The 15,417-nt window shown below is 69.8% G+C and carries 14 protein-coding genes; 4 read left to right on the top strand and 10 right to left on the bottom strand.

The features are described 5' to 3' along the window. Nucleotides 1–67 precede the first annotated feature (67 nt). Together ACQEUU_RS08575 and ACQEUU_RS08570 are read right to left on the bottom strand one after the other, a co-directional pair. Nucleotides 68–1,429, bottom strand: coding sequence for a WXG100 family type VII secretion target (locus ACQEUU_RS08575; RefSeq protein ID WP_433062591.1), 1,362 nt, complete (start codon nucleotides 1,427–1,429; stop codon nucleotides 68–70). 5 nt (nucleotides 1,430–1,434) lie between these two features. Next, nucleotides 1,435–1,818: a hypothetical protein gene (locus tag ACQEUU_RS08570; protein WP_433062588.1), complete on the bottom strand. Its 384-nt coding sequence runs from the start codon at nucleotides 1,816–1,818 to the stop codon at nucleotides 1,435–1,437. Nucleotides 1,819–1,916: 98 nt separating this feature from the next. Between ACQEUU_RS08570 and eccB the strand changes: the two genes are divergently transcribed. Continuing rightward, nucleotides 1,917–3,353, top strand: a complete 1,437-nt coding sequence (gene eccB / locus ACQEUU_RS08565; protein ID WP_433062585.1) for a type VII secretion protein EccB — start codon at nucleotides 1,917–1,919, stop codon at nucleotides 3,351–3,353. Between the two features lie 12 nt (nucleotides 3,354–3,365). Here eccB and ACQEUU_RS08560 read toward each other — a convergent pair whose 3' ends face one another. The 8 genes from ACQEUU_RS08560 to eccD all read right to left on the bottom strand — a co-directional run bounded on the left by ACQEUU_RS08560 (nucleotide 3,366) and on the right by eccD (nucleotide 9,671). Then, the gene (locus ACQEUU_RS08560) at nucleotides 3,366–4,115 is read right to left on the bottom strand and encodes a WXG100 family type VII secretion target (RefSeq protein ID WP_433062582.1); all 750 of its coding nucleotides are present in this window, start codon (nucleotides 4,113–4,115) and stop codon (nucleotides 3,366–3,368) included. Further along, complete coding sequence (locus tag ACQEUU_RS08555) at nucleotides 4,112–5,185, bottom strand: hypothetical protein (RefSeq protein ID WP_433062579.1); 1,074 nt, start codon at nucleotides 5,183–5,185, stop codon at nucleotides 4,112–4,114. The genes ACQEUU_RS08560 and ACQEUU_RS08555 overlap by 4 nt, the downstream gene beginning before the upstream one ends. Nucleotides 5,186–5,189: 4 nt before the next feature. After that, nucleotides 5,190–6,491, bottom strand: coding sequence for a WXG100 family type VII secretion target (locus ACQEUU_RS08550; RefSeq protein WP_433062576.1), 1,302 nt, complete (start codon nucleotides 6,489–6,491; stop codon nucleotides 5,190–5,192). After that, nucleotides 6,491–6,877, bottom strand: a complete 387-nt coding sequence (locus ACQEUU_RS08545; RefSeq protein ID WP_433062574.1) for a hypothetical protein — start codon at nucleotides 6,875–6,877, stop codon at nucleotides 6,491–6,493. The genes ACQEUU_RS08550 and ACQEUU_RS08545 overlap by 1 nt, the downstream gene beginning before the upstream one ends. Nucleotides 6,878–6,948: 71 nt before the next feature. Next, the gene (locus ACQEUU_RS08540; RefSeq protein ID WP_270158068.1) at nucleotides 6,949–7,254 is read right to left on the bottom strand and encodes a WXG100 family type VII secretion target; all 306 of its coding nucleotides are present in this window, start codon (nucleotides 7,252–7,254) and stop codon (nucleotides 6,949–6,951) included. A gap of 17 nt (nucleotides 7,255–7,271) precedes the next feature. Continuing rightward, nucleotides 7,272–7,616, bottom strand: a complete 345-nt coding sequence (locus ACQEUU_RS08535; RefSeq protein WP_433062568.1) for a WXG100 family type VII secretion target — start codon at nucleotides 7,614–7,616, stop codon at nucleotides 7,272–7,274. A gap of 220 nt (nucleotides 7,617–7,836) precedes the next feature. After that, a complete protein-coding gene (locus ACQEUU_RS08530; protein WP_433062565.1) occupies nucleotides 7,837–8,277 on the bottom strand; it encodes a YbaB/EbfC family DNA-binding protein in 441 nt (146 codons plus the stop codon). A gap of 20 nt (nucleotides 8,278–8,297) precedes the next feature. Next, entirely contained in the window at nucleotides 8,298–9,671 is a 1,374-nt protein-coding gene (eccD, locus tag ACQEUU_RS08525; RefSeq protein WP_433062562.1) for a type VII secretion integral membrane protein EccD, read from the bottom strand. Between the two features lie 246 nt (nucleotides 9,672–9,917). Here eccD and eccCa point away from each other — a divergent pair, with 246 nt between their 5' ends. The 3 genes from eccCa to ACQEUU_RS08510 are packed head-to-tail and all read left to right on the top strand — an operon-like array spanning nucleotide 9,918 to nucleotide 15,405. After that, on the top strand, nucleotides 9,918–13,904 hold the full coding sequence (eccCa, locus tag ACQEUU_RS08520) for a type VII secretion protein EccCa (RefSeq protein WP_433062559.1): 3,987 nt from the start codon (nucleotides 9,918–9,920) through the stop codon (nucleotides 13,902–13,904). Continuing rightward, nucleotides 13,901–14,200: a hypothetical protein gene (locus ACQEUU_RS08515; protein ID WP_433062557.1), complete on the top strand. Its 300-nt coding sequence runs from the start codon at nucleotides 13,901–13,903 to the stop codon at nucleotides 14,198–14,200. Before eccCa ends, ACQEUU_RS08515 begins: the two co-directional genes overlap by 4 nt. Before the next feature lie 11 nt (nucleotides 14,201–14,211). After that, nucleotides 14,212–15,405, top strand: a complete 1,194-nt coding sequence (locus ACQEUU_RS08510) for a transglycosylase SLT domain-containing protein (RefSeq protein ID WP_433062555.1) — start codon at nucleotides 14,212–14,214, stop codon at nucleotides 15,403–15,405. The last annotated feature ends 12 nt before the right edge of the window (nucleotides 15,406–15,417 follow it).

The following is a 15,417-nucleotide window of genomic DNA, read 5'->3' as shown; positions in this document are numbered from 1 at the left end:
GGCCAGGTCGGACCGTCCGGGTCCAATCCAGGCGAGGTCGAGTCAGGTCGGCGCCGGTCAGGTCACGTCAGCCGATCCTGCTGTTCACCGAGCCGGTGTCGTCGCCCCACAGGTCGTCGTCCTCGTGCAGCCAGGTCGTGGACTCGCGCTCCTGGTTCTCGCCACCGCCGCCGGCGCCTCCCATGCCGCCCATGGGCATGAAGGGCGGCATGCCGGTGCCGGCGCGGGTGCTGATGGTGGTGGCCTGGGGCAGGCCGGAGGCGCCGCGGCCGCCGCCGCCGTACGCGCCGGGGGTGAGCCCCGTCGACGCCCTGGGGGTGTTACCGGTCGTCGCGTTGTAGCCGCTCGTGGTGGGGGTGAAGCCGTTCGTGGGGGTGGTCCCGTTCGGGGTGGTGCCGGTCGTGGTGGACAGCGGGTTCGTCGTGTTCGGGGGCGTGTGGCCGGTGGTGGACGGGTTGTAGTCGGCCAGGCTGGTGTTGGGGTCGGGGATGTCCGTCGCCGGGTTCCGGTTGAGGCCCTCGCCGTGGATCGGCGGTGTGGCGCCCGTGCCGGGGGTGGTGCCGACGGGCGGGTTGGGCCCGTTCGGGTCCGTGCCGATGGGGTCGATGAGGCCGGGATCGTTCAGGCCGGGCGTGTTCGGGCCGGACGTGTCCGGGTTGTACGGGGCGACGATCGGGTTCGACGGATTGCTGGGACCGCCGTACGGGCCGTTGTACGGGTCGTTGTACGGGCCGTTGCCCGGAGAGGTCCCCGTCGGCTGGGCGCCGGGCGGGTAGGTGATCGGTGGCGGTGTTTCCAGGTTGGGCTTCGGGGTTGTGAGGTCGCGCAGGCTGGTGTCCACCTTCTCCGGCATGGCGTTGTAGACGTGGGCCAGATCGTTGCCGAAGGTCCGAAGGTGGAGGCCGGCGAGTTCGTCCTGGGACCCGAAGTCCGTCTTGGCGTCGTTCGCCTCCTTGCCGTCGCCGTTGTAGTAGCCCGTGTAGGCGCTGTAGACGTCGGGCACGCTGTCGTTCCAGCTGCCGATGGACTGGTTCGCCCACGTCGGCATGACACCCTTCCAGGTGTCGTCGATGAACGCCTGGTGCTGGCGGACCACGTTGCCGAGGTTGTCGAGCGGCGTGTGCATCGCCTTCAGCTTGGCGGCCAGCTCGCCCATCGTCTGGTAGAGCTGGTACAGCCCCCGCTGAGCCTCGACCGAGGCCTTGCCCTCCCACACCTCGGCGAGCTTGTACGCCTGGGCCTTGATGTCCTCCCTGGCCTTCTCGACCGCCGCGTGGGCGTTCTTGTAGGCGTCGGCCGCGCCGGTGATGCTGCCGACGTTGAAGCCCTTGATGAAGTTGACGACCTCTTCGACGTTGCGGCCGTCGGTTCGGGCGTCCCATCCACCGCCGACTTTGAGCTGGTGGGTTTCCCTTCTGGTCTCGCCCATGCCGGTCAGCCCCCTTGGTTGGCTATGTCCGTGCCCTGGTAGGTACCGGCTCCCGCCTCCACGAGGGCGACGGCGATGCCGAAGTTCTCCAGGACGTCCCCGTAGGCGTTGAGGAACTCCTGGTGGGCCTTGGCCAGGGTGGCTTGGAAGGTCTGGCCGGCCTCGAAGTCGCGGATGGTCGCCAGGTGGTCGCGCACGTCCTTGAGCGAGCCGTAGGACTGCAGATCGTTGATCGAGCCCTGGTTCTCGCCGTAGCCGCTCCCGTTGATCGGCTTCATCACGTCGCGCAGTTCCCTGGCGATGTTCGCGATCTTCTTGGCGTCGTACCCGACGCCGTCCCGCTCAGCCTGCAACCCGGGCCAGGCCGCGGGTTCTTTCGGTTCTGCCACAAGACCTCCCCCAGTCGGCCGTTTGATCAAGCACCTTACTCGAACCGTTCCTTTTCCGTACAGAAGACGCAGTGTCAACTTGCGTAACATGTGGCGCTATGCAGACCCAGAAGGATCTCTATCAGGCGCATCGCCTCATGACCCAGCGGCTGGGTCTGGCACTGCTGCAAGGGGAGCCGGATCTCCCCGAGTCGCCGATGCGCCGTCAGAACGTCGCGACGTTCGCCGGGATCCTGGTGGGCGTTCTGATCATCGCCGCGTTCGGCATCTGGGGGCTGCTCAACCCGGGGAACGCCACCAAGCTGACCGACGCCGGGCAGTTGCTGGTCGAGGAGGAGACCGGCGCCTCCTACGTCTACAACCAGCAGTCCGGCAAGCTGCAGCCGGTGGCCAACTACGTGTCCGCCCGCCTGCTCCTGGACGACCAGGACATCAAGGTCAGAACGGTGTCCGCCGAGTCGCTGGCCGGCTTCGCCCGCGGGCAGAAGGTGGGGATCCAGGGCGCTCCCGACTCGCTGCCCGCCCGGGAGCGGCTGGTGAAAGGCCCCTGGTCGGCGTGCGTAGTGGAGGGCAAGGACGCGGCGGGGGTGCGCAAGCCGTACGTGACGCTGGTGGCGGGGACCGAACTGGGCGGAACCCCCGTGGGCGACGACGCCCTGGTCGTCAACGACGGCCGGCAGGACTGGGTGCTCTGGGCCAACCACCGCATGCGGGCGCCCAACGTGAGCCGGCTCACCGACCAGACGCCGCGCCGGGTCCCGGCCTCGTGGATCAACGCCATCCCGGCTGGCGTCGACTTCGTCCCGCCCGCCATCGGCCAGCGGGGCAAATCGGTCCGCGGGCCGGACGGGCGGGCGTCCCGGGTGGGACGGGTGTACAAGGTGGAGTCCGTGGCGGGCGCGAGTGAGCGGTGGTACGTGCTGCTCGCCGACGGGCTCGCCCCGATCGACCAGACGCAGGCGCGGCTCATCCTGCTGGACCCGGTGAGCAAGAGGGCCTACGGCAGGCTGCCCGTCCGCGAGACCGTGATCGACGCGGCGACCGCCAACGCGGCAAGGGCGGCCGGGCAGCGCCTGCTCGACAGCGGCCTCCCGGCCACGATGCCGCAGTTCCGCACCCCGGGCATGTCGGCGCCGCTCTGCGCGGTCTACCAGGACACCGTGAAGGGCTCGGCCAAGGCCGTGCTGACCACGGGCAGCCGGATCGGCATCCCGACCCCGGGCGCGAGCGCCGGCGTGGACAAGGTCGACCAGGTGCTGCTGCCGCCGGGCGGCGCGGTGCTGGCCGGAACCCTGCCCGGCGACGGGCAGTTGTCGGCGGTGAACCAGTACTCGCTCATCACCGACCAGGGCAAGCGGTTCCGGCTGATCTCGGGGGACCTGGTGGGCAAGCTCGGGTACGACGCCGCGGACGTCGCACCCGTGCCCGCCCACCTGCTGCGGCTGATCCCGGACGGGCCCCTCCTTGACCCGGCGGCGGCGCGGGTCCCGGTCCAGGACGTGCAGTCCGTCACACCGGGGCAGACCAGTCAGTGATCGCCCCGGCTGTCAGAGCGGAAGACCTCCGCCCGGCCGGGTGAGCGACTCGTCCATCTTCGGCAGGAGGGTGCCGACGTTGTCGTCATAGGTCATGCCGTCGTTCATGAACGGCTTCGAACCGCCGCTCTGCATCAGGGACATCTCGGTCGGGATGGCCTTGAGCGTGGGGAAGACCTTGCCGGCGCTCTCCGTCTGAATTTTGAGCATGCTCAGGAGCCCGACGAGGCTCGCGACAGCGATTCCGTGCTTCTTGAGCATGGACTTCACGGTGTTGGTCACGGGCGTGGCCACGGCGGCGTCCGTCGCTTCCGCGGCCGCGGCCGTGACCGGATTGCTTCTCGCGGCCATCTTCCAGACCCCGTACGCCATCATGCCGACGGCGATGGCCGAGCAGACGAAGGCCCCGACCTTGTAGAAGCCGGCCGTCGAGTCGACGGCTTCGCCGGTGGCGTTCCTGCTCTCGTTGAGGTTCTTGAGCGACTCCTTGAAGCTCGTGTGGACCTTGTCGAAGGCCTCGAACGCCTCGCCCTCCCAGGTCCCCTTGTCCTTGAGCGTGGTCTTCAGAGTCTCGATCTCCCCGTCCAGTTGGACGAGGTCGTTCACCTTCCATTCCTTGGCCGACTCCATCATCCCTTCGGGATCGGAGATCATGGTGCCGAGCGCGGCGGCGACATAGAACGCCCACGGGCGCATGATCATGGGGGCTGCGACCGTGGCCATGGTGGCCGCGGCCATGTACGTCTCCTTGTAGATGCTCACAGGTCCTCCTGACCGATCACCTGAGGCGCGAGGTCCTCGTCGTCTCCCCAGACGCCCTCGTCCTCGGACAGCCCGACGGTCTGGTCACGGTCGCGCTCCTCTTTGCCGCCCGCGCCCGCGCCTCCCATGGGCATCATCGGCATCATCGGCATGCCGGGAGCGCCCGCGAGGCGCGCCCCCGCCGCGCCGGGTGTGAGCCCGTTCGCGCCGATCCCACCGGGGCTCAGCCCGGAGACGCCGGGGGCGATCCCGGTGGTGCCGGGAGTGAGTCCGGTGCCCGGGCTCATGCCGAGGGAGTTCGGGTTGAGGCGGTTGGCGAGGTTCGGGTCGATGGACGGCACCTGCGGGGTGGCAGGCGGCTGGTAGGACGACAGGTCGGTCTTGTTCGGATTGTTCAGCGCCGAGTCAAGATCGGGAACCCGCATGTCCGCCGGATCCTTGCCGGCCAGGTTCGGATCCTGGAGTCCGTTGTTGGGCAGATTCGCGTTCGGCTGACCTGTGGAGGGGTTGATGCCGGGCACGTCCGTTCCCGGCGGGTTGCCCGGGAGGTCCGTGCCGGGCGGATTGCCGCCATTGGGCACGTCCACCTGCGGCAGCGGCGTGGTCGGCACCGGGGTCTGCGGCAGGTCCATGTCCCCCAGCTTGGGAGCCTGGTTCTTGGGCAGGTCCGCTGCGGGCATCTTGGGGAGCTGGGGCGTCTGGCCCGGCCCGATCGGCAGGTTCGGGTTGCTGTTGTCGTCGGCCTTGCGGTAGTTCTCGTCGGCCGCGTGGAGTGCCGGTTTCCAGCTCGCGAGCGCCTCCCTGGCCCGCTGCAGCGCTTGAGCCTGCGACTGGATCGCCGACTCATGAGCGCTGTGCACACCCCAGCCGAGCACCCCGAAGTGGGGCCAGGGCACCCTCAATTTCCCGTTGTTCTGAGCAAGGCCGTCGAGAGAGGCGACCTGGCCGTCGATCGAATTGCCGGCCGTCTTGAGTTCGCCCTTGGTGAAGGAGATGCCGGACGACGGCTTGCCGCCGAGGCCGCCGAGGTTGCCGAGATTGGGGAAAGGGTCCGACCCAGGAGTGCCCATCAGTTCATCCGATCACGGGATCCGTTGTGTCATGGCTGGACGTCCAGGAGTTGGGGTCCTCGGACAGGAACGTGGTCCGTTCGATGCCGCCGCTCTCTCCGGCGGCGCCGCCGCCACCGCCCATGAACGGCATCATCGGCAGACCGCCGGCGGCCCCGCCGAGACCGCGTGCGCCGATGCCGCTCGCGGGCGTGGTGCCGAGGACTCCGGGTGCGCCGATCACCGATCCGGGGGGCGTGCCCATGGGAGTGAGGGTGCCGGGCGGGTTCACCGCGGTGGTGGGGGTGAACGGCGACGGCGAGAACGTCGTGGTGGGCGTGAAGGGGGTGGTCGTGGTGGGCGTGAACGGGGTGGTCATGGTCGGCGCGGTGGTCGCCAGGTCCGTCAGGCGCGGGTCCGTTGTCCGCGAGCCGTCCGTGGTGGTCGTCTCGCCGGCGCCGATGACCGGCGGCACGGTGCCGTCGGGGTTCCTGGACGGATCCTGCGACGAGCCGTCCGGGTTGGCCGGGTCCGACATGCCGGGGCCCGATCCGCCGGGGGTGGAACCGTCGGGGTTGGAGCCGCCCGGTGTCGAGCCGTCCGGGTTGGAGCCATCCGGTGTCGAGCCGTCCGGGTTGGAACCGCCCGGGTGGGAACTGCCCGGGTTGGAGCCGTCCGGGCGGGAACTGCCCGGCGTGGAACCCGGGCCCGTGGGGGCGCTTCCGTCGGTGAGGCCGTTGCCGAAGGTCGGGCCCTGGGTTCCGGACCCCGTGGGGTAGGTCACGTTCTGGGTCTCGGCGGTGCTGCCGGGGAGGGTGACCTTCGGCAGGTCGAAGACGAGCTCGTCCGGGATCTTGGAGTCGTAGACCTTGACGATCTGCTGGTTGAGCTCGTGCAGCGTCCTGCGGGCGTGCGCGTCCTCCATCCTCTCGTAGACGTTGTCGGCCGTGTCGGCAGGGATCTTCGCCTGGTCGACCTTCGTCTGGGCCTCCTGGAGATCGCCGGCGTACGTCGCCAGGGCGCCGCCCATCTGGGTCAGCCTCTCCGACAGGTACTGGCCCGAGGTGTGCAGCATCTCCAGCGCGTGCCGCGCCTTGCTGGCGTCCGGTCCCTTCCAGATGTCGAGGATCCGGCCGGCGTGTTCCTCCAGGGCGCTGACGGCTGCGTTGATCTTGGTGGCGGCGTCCCGGTACGTCTGGCCGGTGCCGTCGATGAGGAAGGGGTTCGTGTTCTCGAGAAGCCCCTTGACCTGCGCCTTCTTCGTGCTCACCGGTGGCGCCTGGCCGGACGGACGGTCACCGGACTTGATCTGGACGACCTCGGTCATCAGGATCCACCCTCATTCGCCCGGCGTGCCCGGTCGTGGTTGTCCGCACTGGTCTCGACGGCCTCGACCACGCTCTGGTAGGCCTCGATGAACTTCTGGTACACCTCGGCGAACTTCGCGCCGGCGTTGGTCGAACCGATGGTCGAGGCCAGGGAGCGGGCGTCGTCCCACTGGCCGATGTCGGCCGCGGAGAGCCCGTTGCCCGTCGAGATCTGGTCGATGTTCCCGTTGGGGCGCCCGCCCTTGCCGAGCATGGCGTCGAGGCTGGTGCGCAGTTCCGTGGCGATCGTCCGCAGGGCGGCCGGCGAGTTGTACCGCTCGTCGAACAGGCCGGGGTCCGGCCGCAGGTGCGTGCCGCCGCCCCCATCGTTACCGTTTTGTGCCATTACTCACCTTTATGACAGCAGAGCTCTCGGCCACCGCTTCTGGGCGATGACCGAGAGGAGTACGAACCGGACTAGTCCGACCAGATGCTGATGTTGCGCTTCTCGGCGCTCTCGTAGTTGCCCTTGGCGATGTTGACCGCCTGGGCGGCTTCGAAGAGCTGCCTGCCCATTTCCTTCTCGCGCTCGTTCCACTGGGCGCGCTTGGTGTCGAAGAACTGCTCGGCCTGGCCTTCCCAGCTGGCGCCGAGCTCGCGCTTGATGTCCTGGTAGAGGGTGTCGGTCGCTTTGTCGAGATCGGTGATGATCTTCTGAAGCTGGAGGTAGGCGTCCTCCATCGAGGCGAACCGAACATAGGTGTAGTCGTCAGGCATGCCCATGGCGTTGTCCGTCCTGCTCAGCGCGTGTTGATGAGGGAGTCGATACGGCCGCCCTGACCGCCGCCGGTGAAGTTGCCGGCGATGTCCATGTTCTGCTCGGCGGCGTTGCGGTAGACGCCGGCACCCATGTTGAGCCTGTCGTAGATGTCCTCAAGGATCTTGATGACCTGCTTGAACTCGCCGTCCCACGCGGTCAGCGCCTGAGCGAACCGCTGCGCGGCGCCACCCTTCCAGCCCTGCGTGGTGAGATCACCCTTGATCTGCTCGACCCGCTGCCGCATGGCTTCGATCTGCTGCGCGGTCTTCTCGCAGTGCCCTGCCGCGGTCTGAAGTTGTGCGGGACTCGCCCCGTACAGTGCCACTGGACCTCCAAGTCGAGATGGCCTGGTCTGTCACGGGGATGCCCAGTCAGGAAGGAACCTGACTATCCCCGCGATCAACATCAAATGGCATGTTAATCAACATCAACCCCAACATTCCCAGAAACGTCAGATCACGGATCGGCAGCGCTGTGGCGACTTTTCGGTGAACATGCTGGTGACAGGCCGGGGACGCCAGAAATGGCGACAGTGTGGGCGGGCGTCAGAGGTCCAACCGGCGGCGGATGCGGTCGAGTTCGGCCATGACGTCGGTGAACGCCCGGTCGTGGACCGCCTCCACTTCCTTGAGCTGGGCGGACAACGCCTGGGGATCACCCATCTTCATGGGGTTGTCCTCCTCCCCGAACACCTCCCCGGCCAGTTCGGCGAAGTTCCGCTGGAAGTCGGCCGCGGCCTCGGCCAGCACGGTCTTGATCAGGTCGGCGAGCTCGCCCGAGCTCATCCGCATGGCCTTGGGATGAAGTGTGAGATCGCGCACACCGGACGTGTCGTACACCACCGAGACGAAGCCGTCCTCGTCCTCGGCCTTGCCCACGCAGTCGCCGACGCTCCGCTGGAACCGCTCCAGCCCGGCGAGCTGCTGATCCATGCCCTTGATCAGCTTTTCGACGTCGATGTTGGCGAAGTCGCCGAATCCCTGCATCACTCAACCTCCCCTACGGATCAGCCGGACAGACCGCGCACCCACGTGTAGACGTCCAGGACGCCCAGCGCGAGCGGAAAGAGCTGGACGATCAGCGCCATGTCGAGGATGTCGGCCGCGCGCCCCCAGAACGGCGACGGCTTCCCCGTGGCCAGCCAGAGCCCGATGCCCACGCACATCAGCGCCAGCCACAGGATCCCGATGGCCACGGAGACCGAGCCGACGATCCCGCCCTGGCCGACCATCGACATCGCCAGCATGGCCAGCCCGGACAGGCCCACGCCGATCAGCCAGAGGCGCTGGCCGAGCCCGAGGAACACCCGGGCCCGCATGATGAGCGTGAGTGACAGGGACGCCGTCATGAGGTCCGCCACCCAGCCCTCGTGGAGCACCAGCAGCACCAGGGTGACCAGCGCCGAGAGCCCGATCATGACGATCAGGCCGGTGACGTAGCCCTGGGCCGCCTTCGTGCGCTCCTGGATGGCCTCGGCGTCCAGCCGCTGGTTGTCGCTGCGGAGCTCCTCGGCGGTGGTCGGCAGGGCCGGCAGCGGCACCTTGGCCATCCGGAACGACAGGGTGGGCACCAGCGGGCTGAGCGCCAGCAGCAGGGCCATGGCCATCCCCGCCACTCCCGCCGGCGGCGGCGACCACACCATGATGATCGCCGAGCAGATTCCGCCCACGGTGGCGACCCCGGCGATGCCGAGGAATCCGGGCAAGCCGTCGGAGATCAGCGCACCGGCCACGGCGGCCGCCATGGCCGTGCAGGCCAGCGCCGCGAGCAGGTGCGGGGTGCCGAAGCCCAGAGAGTTCCCGGGGGCGAACAGGCCCGCCACGAACGCGTACGGCAGAGCCGCGTGTCCGATCAGGGCTCCGGCCATGGAGTCGCCGACCGCCCGGGACAGCAGGGTGGCCGTGACGATCAGCAGCAGCGCCAGCACCCCGGCCACGATGGTGACGGTCAGCGCGGGCATGCCGGACAGCGCCAGGCCGGTGGCGCCCAGCACGAGCAGCCCCAGGGCGCCGCCGGCGCCGACGATCCTGGTGTGCGCGGGCGTCCAGGTGCCTCTGCGGCGCACCCCGGAGGCCACCACGTCGGCCACGTCGTCGTACAGGGCGGGCGGCAGGGTGGCCGTACGCGGCCGGAGGTAGAGGATCTCCCCGTCGAGCACCCCCAGCGATCCCAGGCTCTGCCCGAGGTCGAGCGGCGCGCCGCCGAGCCGTTGCAGCGTCCAGCCGGGCGCCGCGGCGGCCTCGCCGTTCACCTCGCCCAGGGCGCGCAGCAGGCTGGGCATCACGTTCGGCAGCGGGATGTCGGCGGGCAGCGAGAGGTCCGCCTTGCGGCGGGGGCCCACGATCGTCAGGTGGCACTGGGCCGGCAGGGGCACCGGCACCTGCGCCAGGGCGCCCTGCTGGATCGGTCCCCGCGGCGGCCCGGGAGGTCCGGAGAACCCGGCCGGCCCGTGGAATCCCTGGGGCGGACCGTAATGCGGGGGCTGGCCGACCGGAACTCCGGGGATCGGGGTCGGCGATCCAGGCGGAGGTCCTTGAACAATTTGTCCCATTTCCAACTCTCCGTCCCCACCAATGGTCACGGACAACAGAGAACATATCTGGTCGCATCTGGTAAGAACGTCACGATGAGCATCGTCGTCGTGCGCCGCCCCGAGAGGCGCCCAGGTCCCCAGCCCCCGCGCGGGGAGGTGTTACTCGAATCACCTCCCGAGATCCCGGAGGTGCAGCCGCAGGGCTTCGCCATGGTCCTGACCTATCTGCCCATGCTGGCGGGCGCGGCCGCGATGGCCCTGATGTTCACCGCGTTCGGCAACGCCAACCCGATCATGTACGTGGCCAGCGGCCTGTTCGCACTGTCCATGCTCGGCATGACGGCGGGCCAGATCGCCCGCCAGGTCGGCGAACGCAAGTACCGGCTCAACGGCGCCCGCCGCGACTACTTCCGCTACCTGGGCCAGGTGCGCAAGCGGACCCGGCGCGCGGCCAAGCAGCAGCGCGAGGCCCTGGAGTGGAGCGGCCCCGAGCCCGAGGCCCTCTGGTGGATCGCCCTCGGCCCCCGGCTGTGGGAACGGCGCTCACGCGACGAGGACTTCGCCACCGTACGGCTCGGCACCGGCGTCCAGAAGCTCGCCATCCAGCTCATCCCGCCGGACTCCAAGCCGGTCGAGGACCTGGACGCGCTGGCGGCCGGCGCGCTGCGCAGGTTCATCAGGGCGCACTCGACGGTGGCCGGGCTGCCGGTCGCCGTGGCGCTCGGCTCGTTCGCCAGGATCCGCGTCACCGGCGACCCCACCACCGTGCGCGACCTGATCCGATCCATGATCGCGCAGCTCACCGTCTTCCACTCGCCCGACGACATGCGGATCATGGTGTGCGCCGGGGCGGAGACGATGCCGCACTGGGAGTGGGTCAAGTGGCTGCCGCACGCGCTGCACCCCGAGGAGGCCGACGCGGCCGGTCAGGTACGGCTGATGACCGAGAACCTGGCCGAGCTGGACCGGCTGGTCGGCGGCGAGCTCAAGGAGCGCGCCCGCTTCCGGCCCGGGGCCGCCGCGGAGGCGCTGCCGTACCACGTGCTCATCGTGGACGGCGGGCACGTGCCGCAGGACTCGCAGCTCGGCAGCGACGCCATCCAGGGCGTGACGGTCATCGACCTGTCCCGCGGCACCTCGGAGGTCGAGGAGAAGAGCACGCTGCGGCTGGACGTCCAGCCCGACGGGTTCCACATGGTCAAGATCGACCACACCGGCAAGGAGCACCGCACCCGGCTCGGCGATCCCGACCGGCTCGACTACCTGCGGGCCGAGGGCCTGGCCCGGCAGCTCGCGCCGCTGCGCGCCTCGGCGTCGGCCGTGGGCGAGGCCGAGGACGTGCTGTCGGCCAACACCACGCTCACCGACCTGCTCGGCATCGGCGACCCCACCATCCTGGACCCGTCGCTCGCCTGGCGGCCCCGGGCCGGCCGCAACAGGCTGCGCGTGCCCATCGGGCTCGGCGCCGACGGCCGCGTCGTCGAGCTGGACATCAAGGAGTCCGCGCAGGGCGGCATGGGGCCGCACGGGCTGGTGATCGGCGCGACCGGCTCCGGCAAGTCCGAGCTGCTGCGCACGCTGGTGCTGGGCCTGGCGGTCACGCACTCGTCCGAGATCCTGAACTTCGTCCTGGTCGACTTCAAGGGCGGCGCGACCTTCCTGGGGCTGGACTCGCTCTCCCACGTCTCGGCCGTCATCACCAACCTGGAGGACGAGCTCCCGCTGGTCGACCGCATGTACGACGCGCTGCACGGTGAGATGGTGCGCCGCCAGGAGCTGCTCCGCTCGGCCGGCAACTACGCCTCGCTGCGCGACTACGAGCGGGCCAGGGAACAGGGCGCGGAGCTGACGCCCCTGCCGACGTTGTTCGTGGTGCTGGACGAGTTCAGCGAGCTGCTGTCGGCCAAGCCGGAGTTCATCGAGCTGTTCGTCATGATCGGCCGCCTGGGCCGCTCGCTCGGCGTGCACCTGCTGCTGGCCTCGCAGCGCCTGGAGGAAGGGCGGCTGCGCGGCCTGGACACCCACCTGTCGTACCGGATCGGCCTGCGGACGTTCTCCGCCATGGAGAGCCGGGTCGTGCTGGGCGTGGCCGACGCCTACGAGCTGCCCTCCGCGCCGGGCAACGGCTACCTCAAGTTCGACACCACCGGCATGACCCGATTCAAGGCCGCGTACGTTTCCGGCTCCTACCAGTCGGACAACCGCCACGCGGGCGACGACGAGGGCCACACCATCCTGCGGCAGATCGTCGAGTACGGCTCGGCGTACGTGCCGCTCCCCGTCATGCCGAAGAAGCCCCGGGAGGCGCCGGCGGCCGAGGTGGACGAACGCTCCCCGCAGAACAGCCTGCTCGACATCCTGGTGCGGCGCCTGCAGGGGCACGGCCCGGCGGCGCACCGCATCTGGCTGCCCCCGCTCGGCGAGCCGCCCACGCTGGGGCACCTGCTGCCGCAGCTCTCGGTGACGCCGGAGCTGGGCCTGTCCACACCCGGCTGGAGCGGCAGGGGAACGCTGCACGCCGTCATCGGCATCATCGACAAGCCCTTCGAGCAGCGGCGTGACCCGTACTGGCTGGACCTGTCCGGCGCGGCCGGGCACGTCGGCGTGGCCGGCGGCCCGCAGAGCGGCAAGAGCACCGTGCTGCGCACGCTCGTCTCCAGCCTGGCGCTCATCCACACGCCGCGCGAGGTGCAGTTCTACTGCCTGGACTTCGGCGGCGGCGGCCTGGCCACGCTGGAAGGGCTGCCGCACGTGGGCGGCGTGGCCACCAGGCTCGACGCCGAGCGGGTGCGCCGGACGGTGGCCGAAGTGTCGGGCATCCTGCACCAGCGCGAGCGGAGCTTCGCCGAGAACGGCGTCGACTCCATCGCCACCTACCGCCGGATGGTCGCGGACGGCAGCCTCCAGGGCGACGGCTTCGGCGACGTGTTCCTGGTCGTGGACGGATGGCTGACGATCCGGCAGGAGTTCGAGAGCCTGGAGGCCGTGATCACCGACCTGGCGGCGCGCGGCCTGGGATACGGCATCCACGTGGTGGCCGCGACCAACAAGTGGTCGGAGTTCCGGCCCAGCATCCGTGACCTGTTCGGCACCAGGATCGAGTTCAAGCTGGGCGACGCGTACGAGTCGGAGATCAGCAGGAAGGCGTCGCTCGCCGTGCCGGACGGCGTGCCGGGACGCGGCCTGACCAGGGACGGCATGCACTTCCTCGCGGCGCTGCCGCGCATCGACGGGCAGCGGACCGCGAACGACGCCTCCGACGGCATGCGCTCACTCGTCGAGGCCGTACGGCAGTCGTGGCAGGGGCCTTCGGCGGCGCCGGTGCGGCTGCTGCCCGCGCTGCTGCCCGCGGCCGGCCTGCCGGGCCCGGAGCAGACGGGGCCGAACCGGATCGCGATCGGCATCGACGAGGCGTCGCTGTCCCCCGTCGCCCTCGACTTCGAGACCGACCCCCACTTCGTCGTGTTCGGCGACAACGAGTGCGGCAAGTCCAACGTGCTGAAGCTGATCATGGAGGGCCTGGTCGCGCGGAAGACGCCGAACGAGGCCATGATGATCGTGATCGACTACCGGCGGTCGCTGCTGGACACGGCGGTGACCGACCACCGCATCGGCTACGCCGCCTCCAGCACCGCCGCCACGGAGCTGATCCAGGACGCCCGCGCGGCGCTGCTCAAGCGGCTGCCGCCGGCCGACCTCACCCCGGAGCAGCTGCGCTCACGGAGCTGGTGGCAGGGCGCGGACCTGTACATCGTGGTCGACGACTACGACCTCGTGGCGACCACCAGCAACCCGCTGCTGCCGCTGGCCGAGCTGCTGCCGCAGGCCCGCGACATCGGCCTGCACCTGGTGCTGGCCCGGCAGAGCGGCGGCGCCAGCCGCGCCATGTTCGACCAGGCCGTGCAGCGCATGAAGGAGATGGCCAGCCCGGCGCTGATCATGTCCGGCAACCGGGACGAAGGCCCTCTCTTCGGCAACGTCCGGCCACAGGCGCTGCCCGTCGGGCGCGGCTTCTACGTGGACCGCAGAAACGGCTCGCGGTTGATCCAGACCGCTTACCTTGGGCAGGAGGCCCGGTGACCTTGATCGACGTGCATGTGCAGGCGCTCGAGGAGTGCGGGAGGCAGGCACTGCGGGTCAGGAACATGCTCGACCTCGACGACGCGTTCGTGGACGCGGGGCGGAAAGCGCCACAGGGCGACACCGACTCCGGCATCTTCGGCGAGCTGGAGAACGCGAAGAAACTCGCCAGCAAGGTCGACGAGGTCTGGGAGGCCGTACGGGACGAACTCGGCGCGGCCCGCAACCGCCTCGGGAACGTCGAACGCTCCCTCGGCGACGTCGCCGCCAACTTCCGCGAAGCCGAGAGGCCCTGAGCGTGGGCGTCGTGTCGGAACTGGCCGCGCTGAGGAAGAAGGTCACCGGCGACCTCCAGGCGATCGGCGACCTGGCCAACGGGCTGCGGACGGTGGGGAACCACGTCACCACCTCCACCGACCGGCTCACCTCGGGTGTGACCGAGGTCGGCAAGGCGTGGCAGGGCGAGTCCGCCACCGCCTTCGTCACCTACATGAGGGCCTATCCGGGGGCGGGCGGCAAGCTGCAGGGGGCGCTCTTCTCCTGTGCCACGGCTCTGGACACCGCCGCCGGCGAACTGCGGACGGCCCAGGGCACCGTCGAGGGACTGCACGAGATGGCGGTGTTCGCCCGCCGCGAGTTCCTCAAGGCCAATCCCGACGCCACCCAGGCCCAGGCCGACGAGCACGTGAAGGTCAAGCTCGGCGGCGATCCTGTCGGCAGGGCCACCACGGCCGCGAACAAGGCGGACAAGGCGTTGTCCACCGCCGCGACCGCGCTCGGCGAGCAGCTCGGCGAGGACGGCTTCGGCTTCTTCCAGAACATCCGCCAGCCCGGCGGGGCGGACTTCACTCCCGGTGACAAGAAGCCCGACTGGAGCAAGGTCCCCGGCTTCCGCCCCACCTTGGACGACGCCCCCGCCACGGACGACGCCCCCGCCACGGAGCCGAGCGGTCAGACCCCCGCCTCGCCCGGCGGCGAGTCCCCCGGTTCGCCTGGCGGTCAGACCCCCGGCTCGGCGTCCCCGACCGGCTCCGGCACCCCGGACAACGGCGACGGCGCAGGCCCGCCGTCCTCGTACGGCGACGTCCCCGCGCCGAAGCAACAGGTCGTCGACTGGATCAAGGAGGCGCTGTCCGTCATCAAGTCGCCGGAGATGGCGGCGGTGCTGGCAGAGCGCGGGCTGGACGTCAGCGACCTGGATCCGAACGACCCGAAGGACATCGAGCGCATCTGGGCGATCATCCACCACGAGTCCAGCGGCAACCCCAACGCCATCAACACCTGGGATCAGAACGCGCGCGACGGCGTGCCGTCCCAGGGGCTGATGCAGACCATCCCGCCCACGTTCGACAAGCACCACCTGCCCGGCTACGACAAGATCCGGGAGCCGGTGGACAACATCATCGCCGGGGTGCTCTACACCTACAGCCGCTACGGCAGCCTGGCCGAGCACCCCGGCATCGCCTCGCTGGAGCGCGGAGGCGGCTACAAGCCGTACTGATCCCCCATACGG

The organism is Nonomuraea sp. CA-218870, from assembly GCF_050936535.1.
Classification (GTDB): Bacteria; Actinomycetota; Actinomycetes; order Streptosporangiales; family Streptosporangiaceae; genus Nonomuraea; species Nonomuraea corallina.
This window is presented reverse-complemented; position numbering and strand designations above follow the sequence as displayed.

Bases quoted from the DNA above. Each gene is read 5' to 3' on its own strand.
- ACQEUU_RS08575 (WP_433062591.1), bottom strand. From the start codon at position 1,429: ATGGGCGAGACCAGAAGGGAAACCCACCAGCTCAAAGTCGGCGGTGGA.
- eccB (WP_433062585.1), top strand. From the start codon at position 1,917: ATGCAGACCCAGAAGGATCTCTATCAGGCGCATCGCCTCATGACCCAG.
- ACQEUU_RS08555 (WP_433062579.1), bottom strand. From the start codon at position 5,185: ATGGGCACTCCTGGGTCGGACCCTTTCCCCAATCTCGGCAACCTCGGC.
- ACQEUU_RS08550 (WP_433062576.1), bottom strand. From the start codon at position 6,491: ATGACCGAGGTCGTCCAGATCAAGTCCGGTGACCGTCCGTCCGGCCAG.
- ACQEUU_RS08545 (WP_433062574.1), bottom strand. From the start codon at position 6,877: ATGGCACAAAACGGTAACGATGGGGGCGGCGGCACGCACCTGCGGCCG.
- ACQEUU_RS08540 (WP_270158068.1), bottom strand. From the start codon at position 7,254: ATGGGCATGCCTGACGACTACACCTATGTTCGGTTCGCCTCGATGGAG.
- ACQEUU_RS08530 (WP_433062565.1), bottom strand. From the start codon at position 8,277: ATGCAGGGATTCGGCGACTTCGCCAACATCGACGTCGAAAAGCTGATC.
- eccCa (WP_433062559.1), top strand. From the start codon at position 9,918: ATGAGCATCGTCGTCGTGCGCCGCCCCGAGAGGCGCCCAGGTCCCCAG.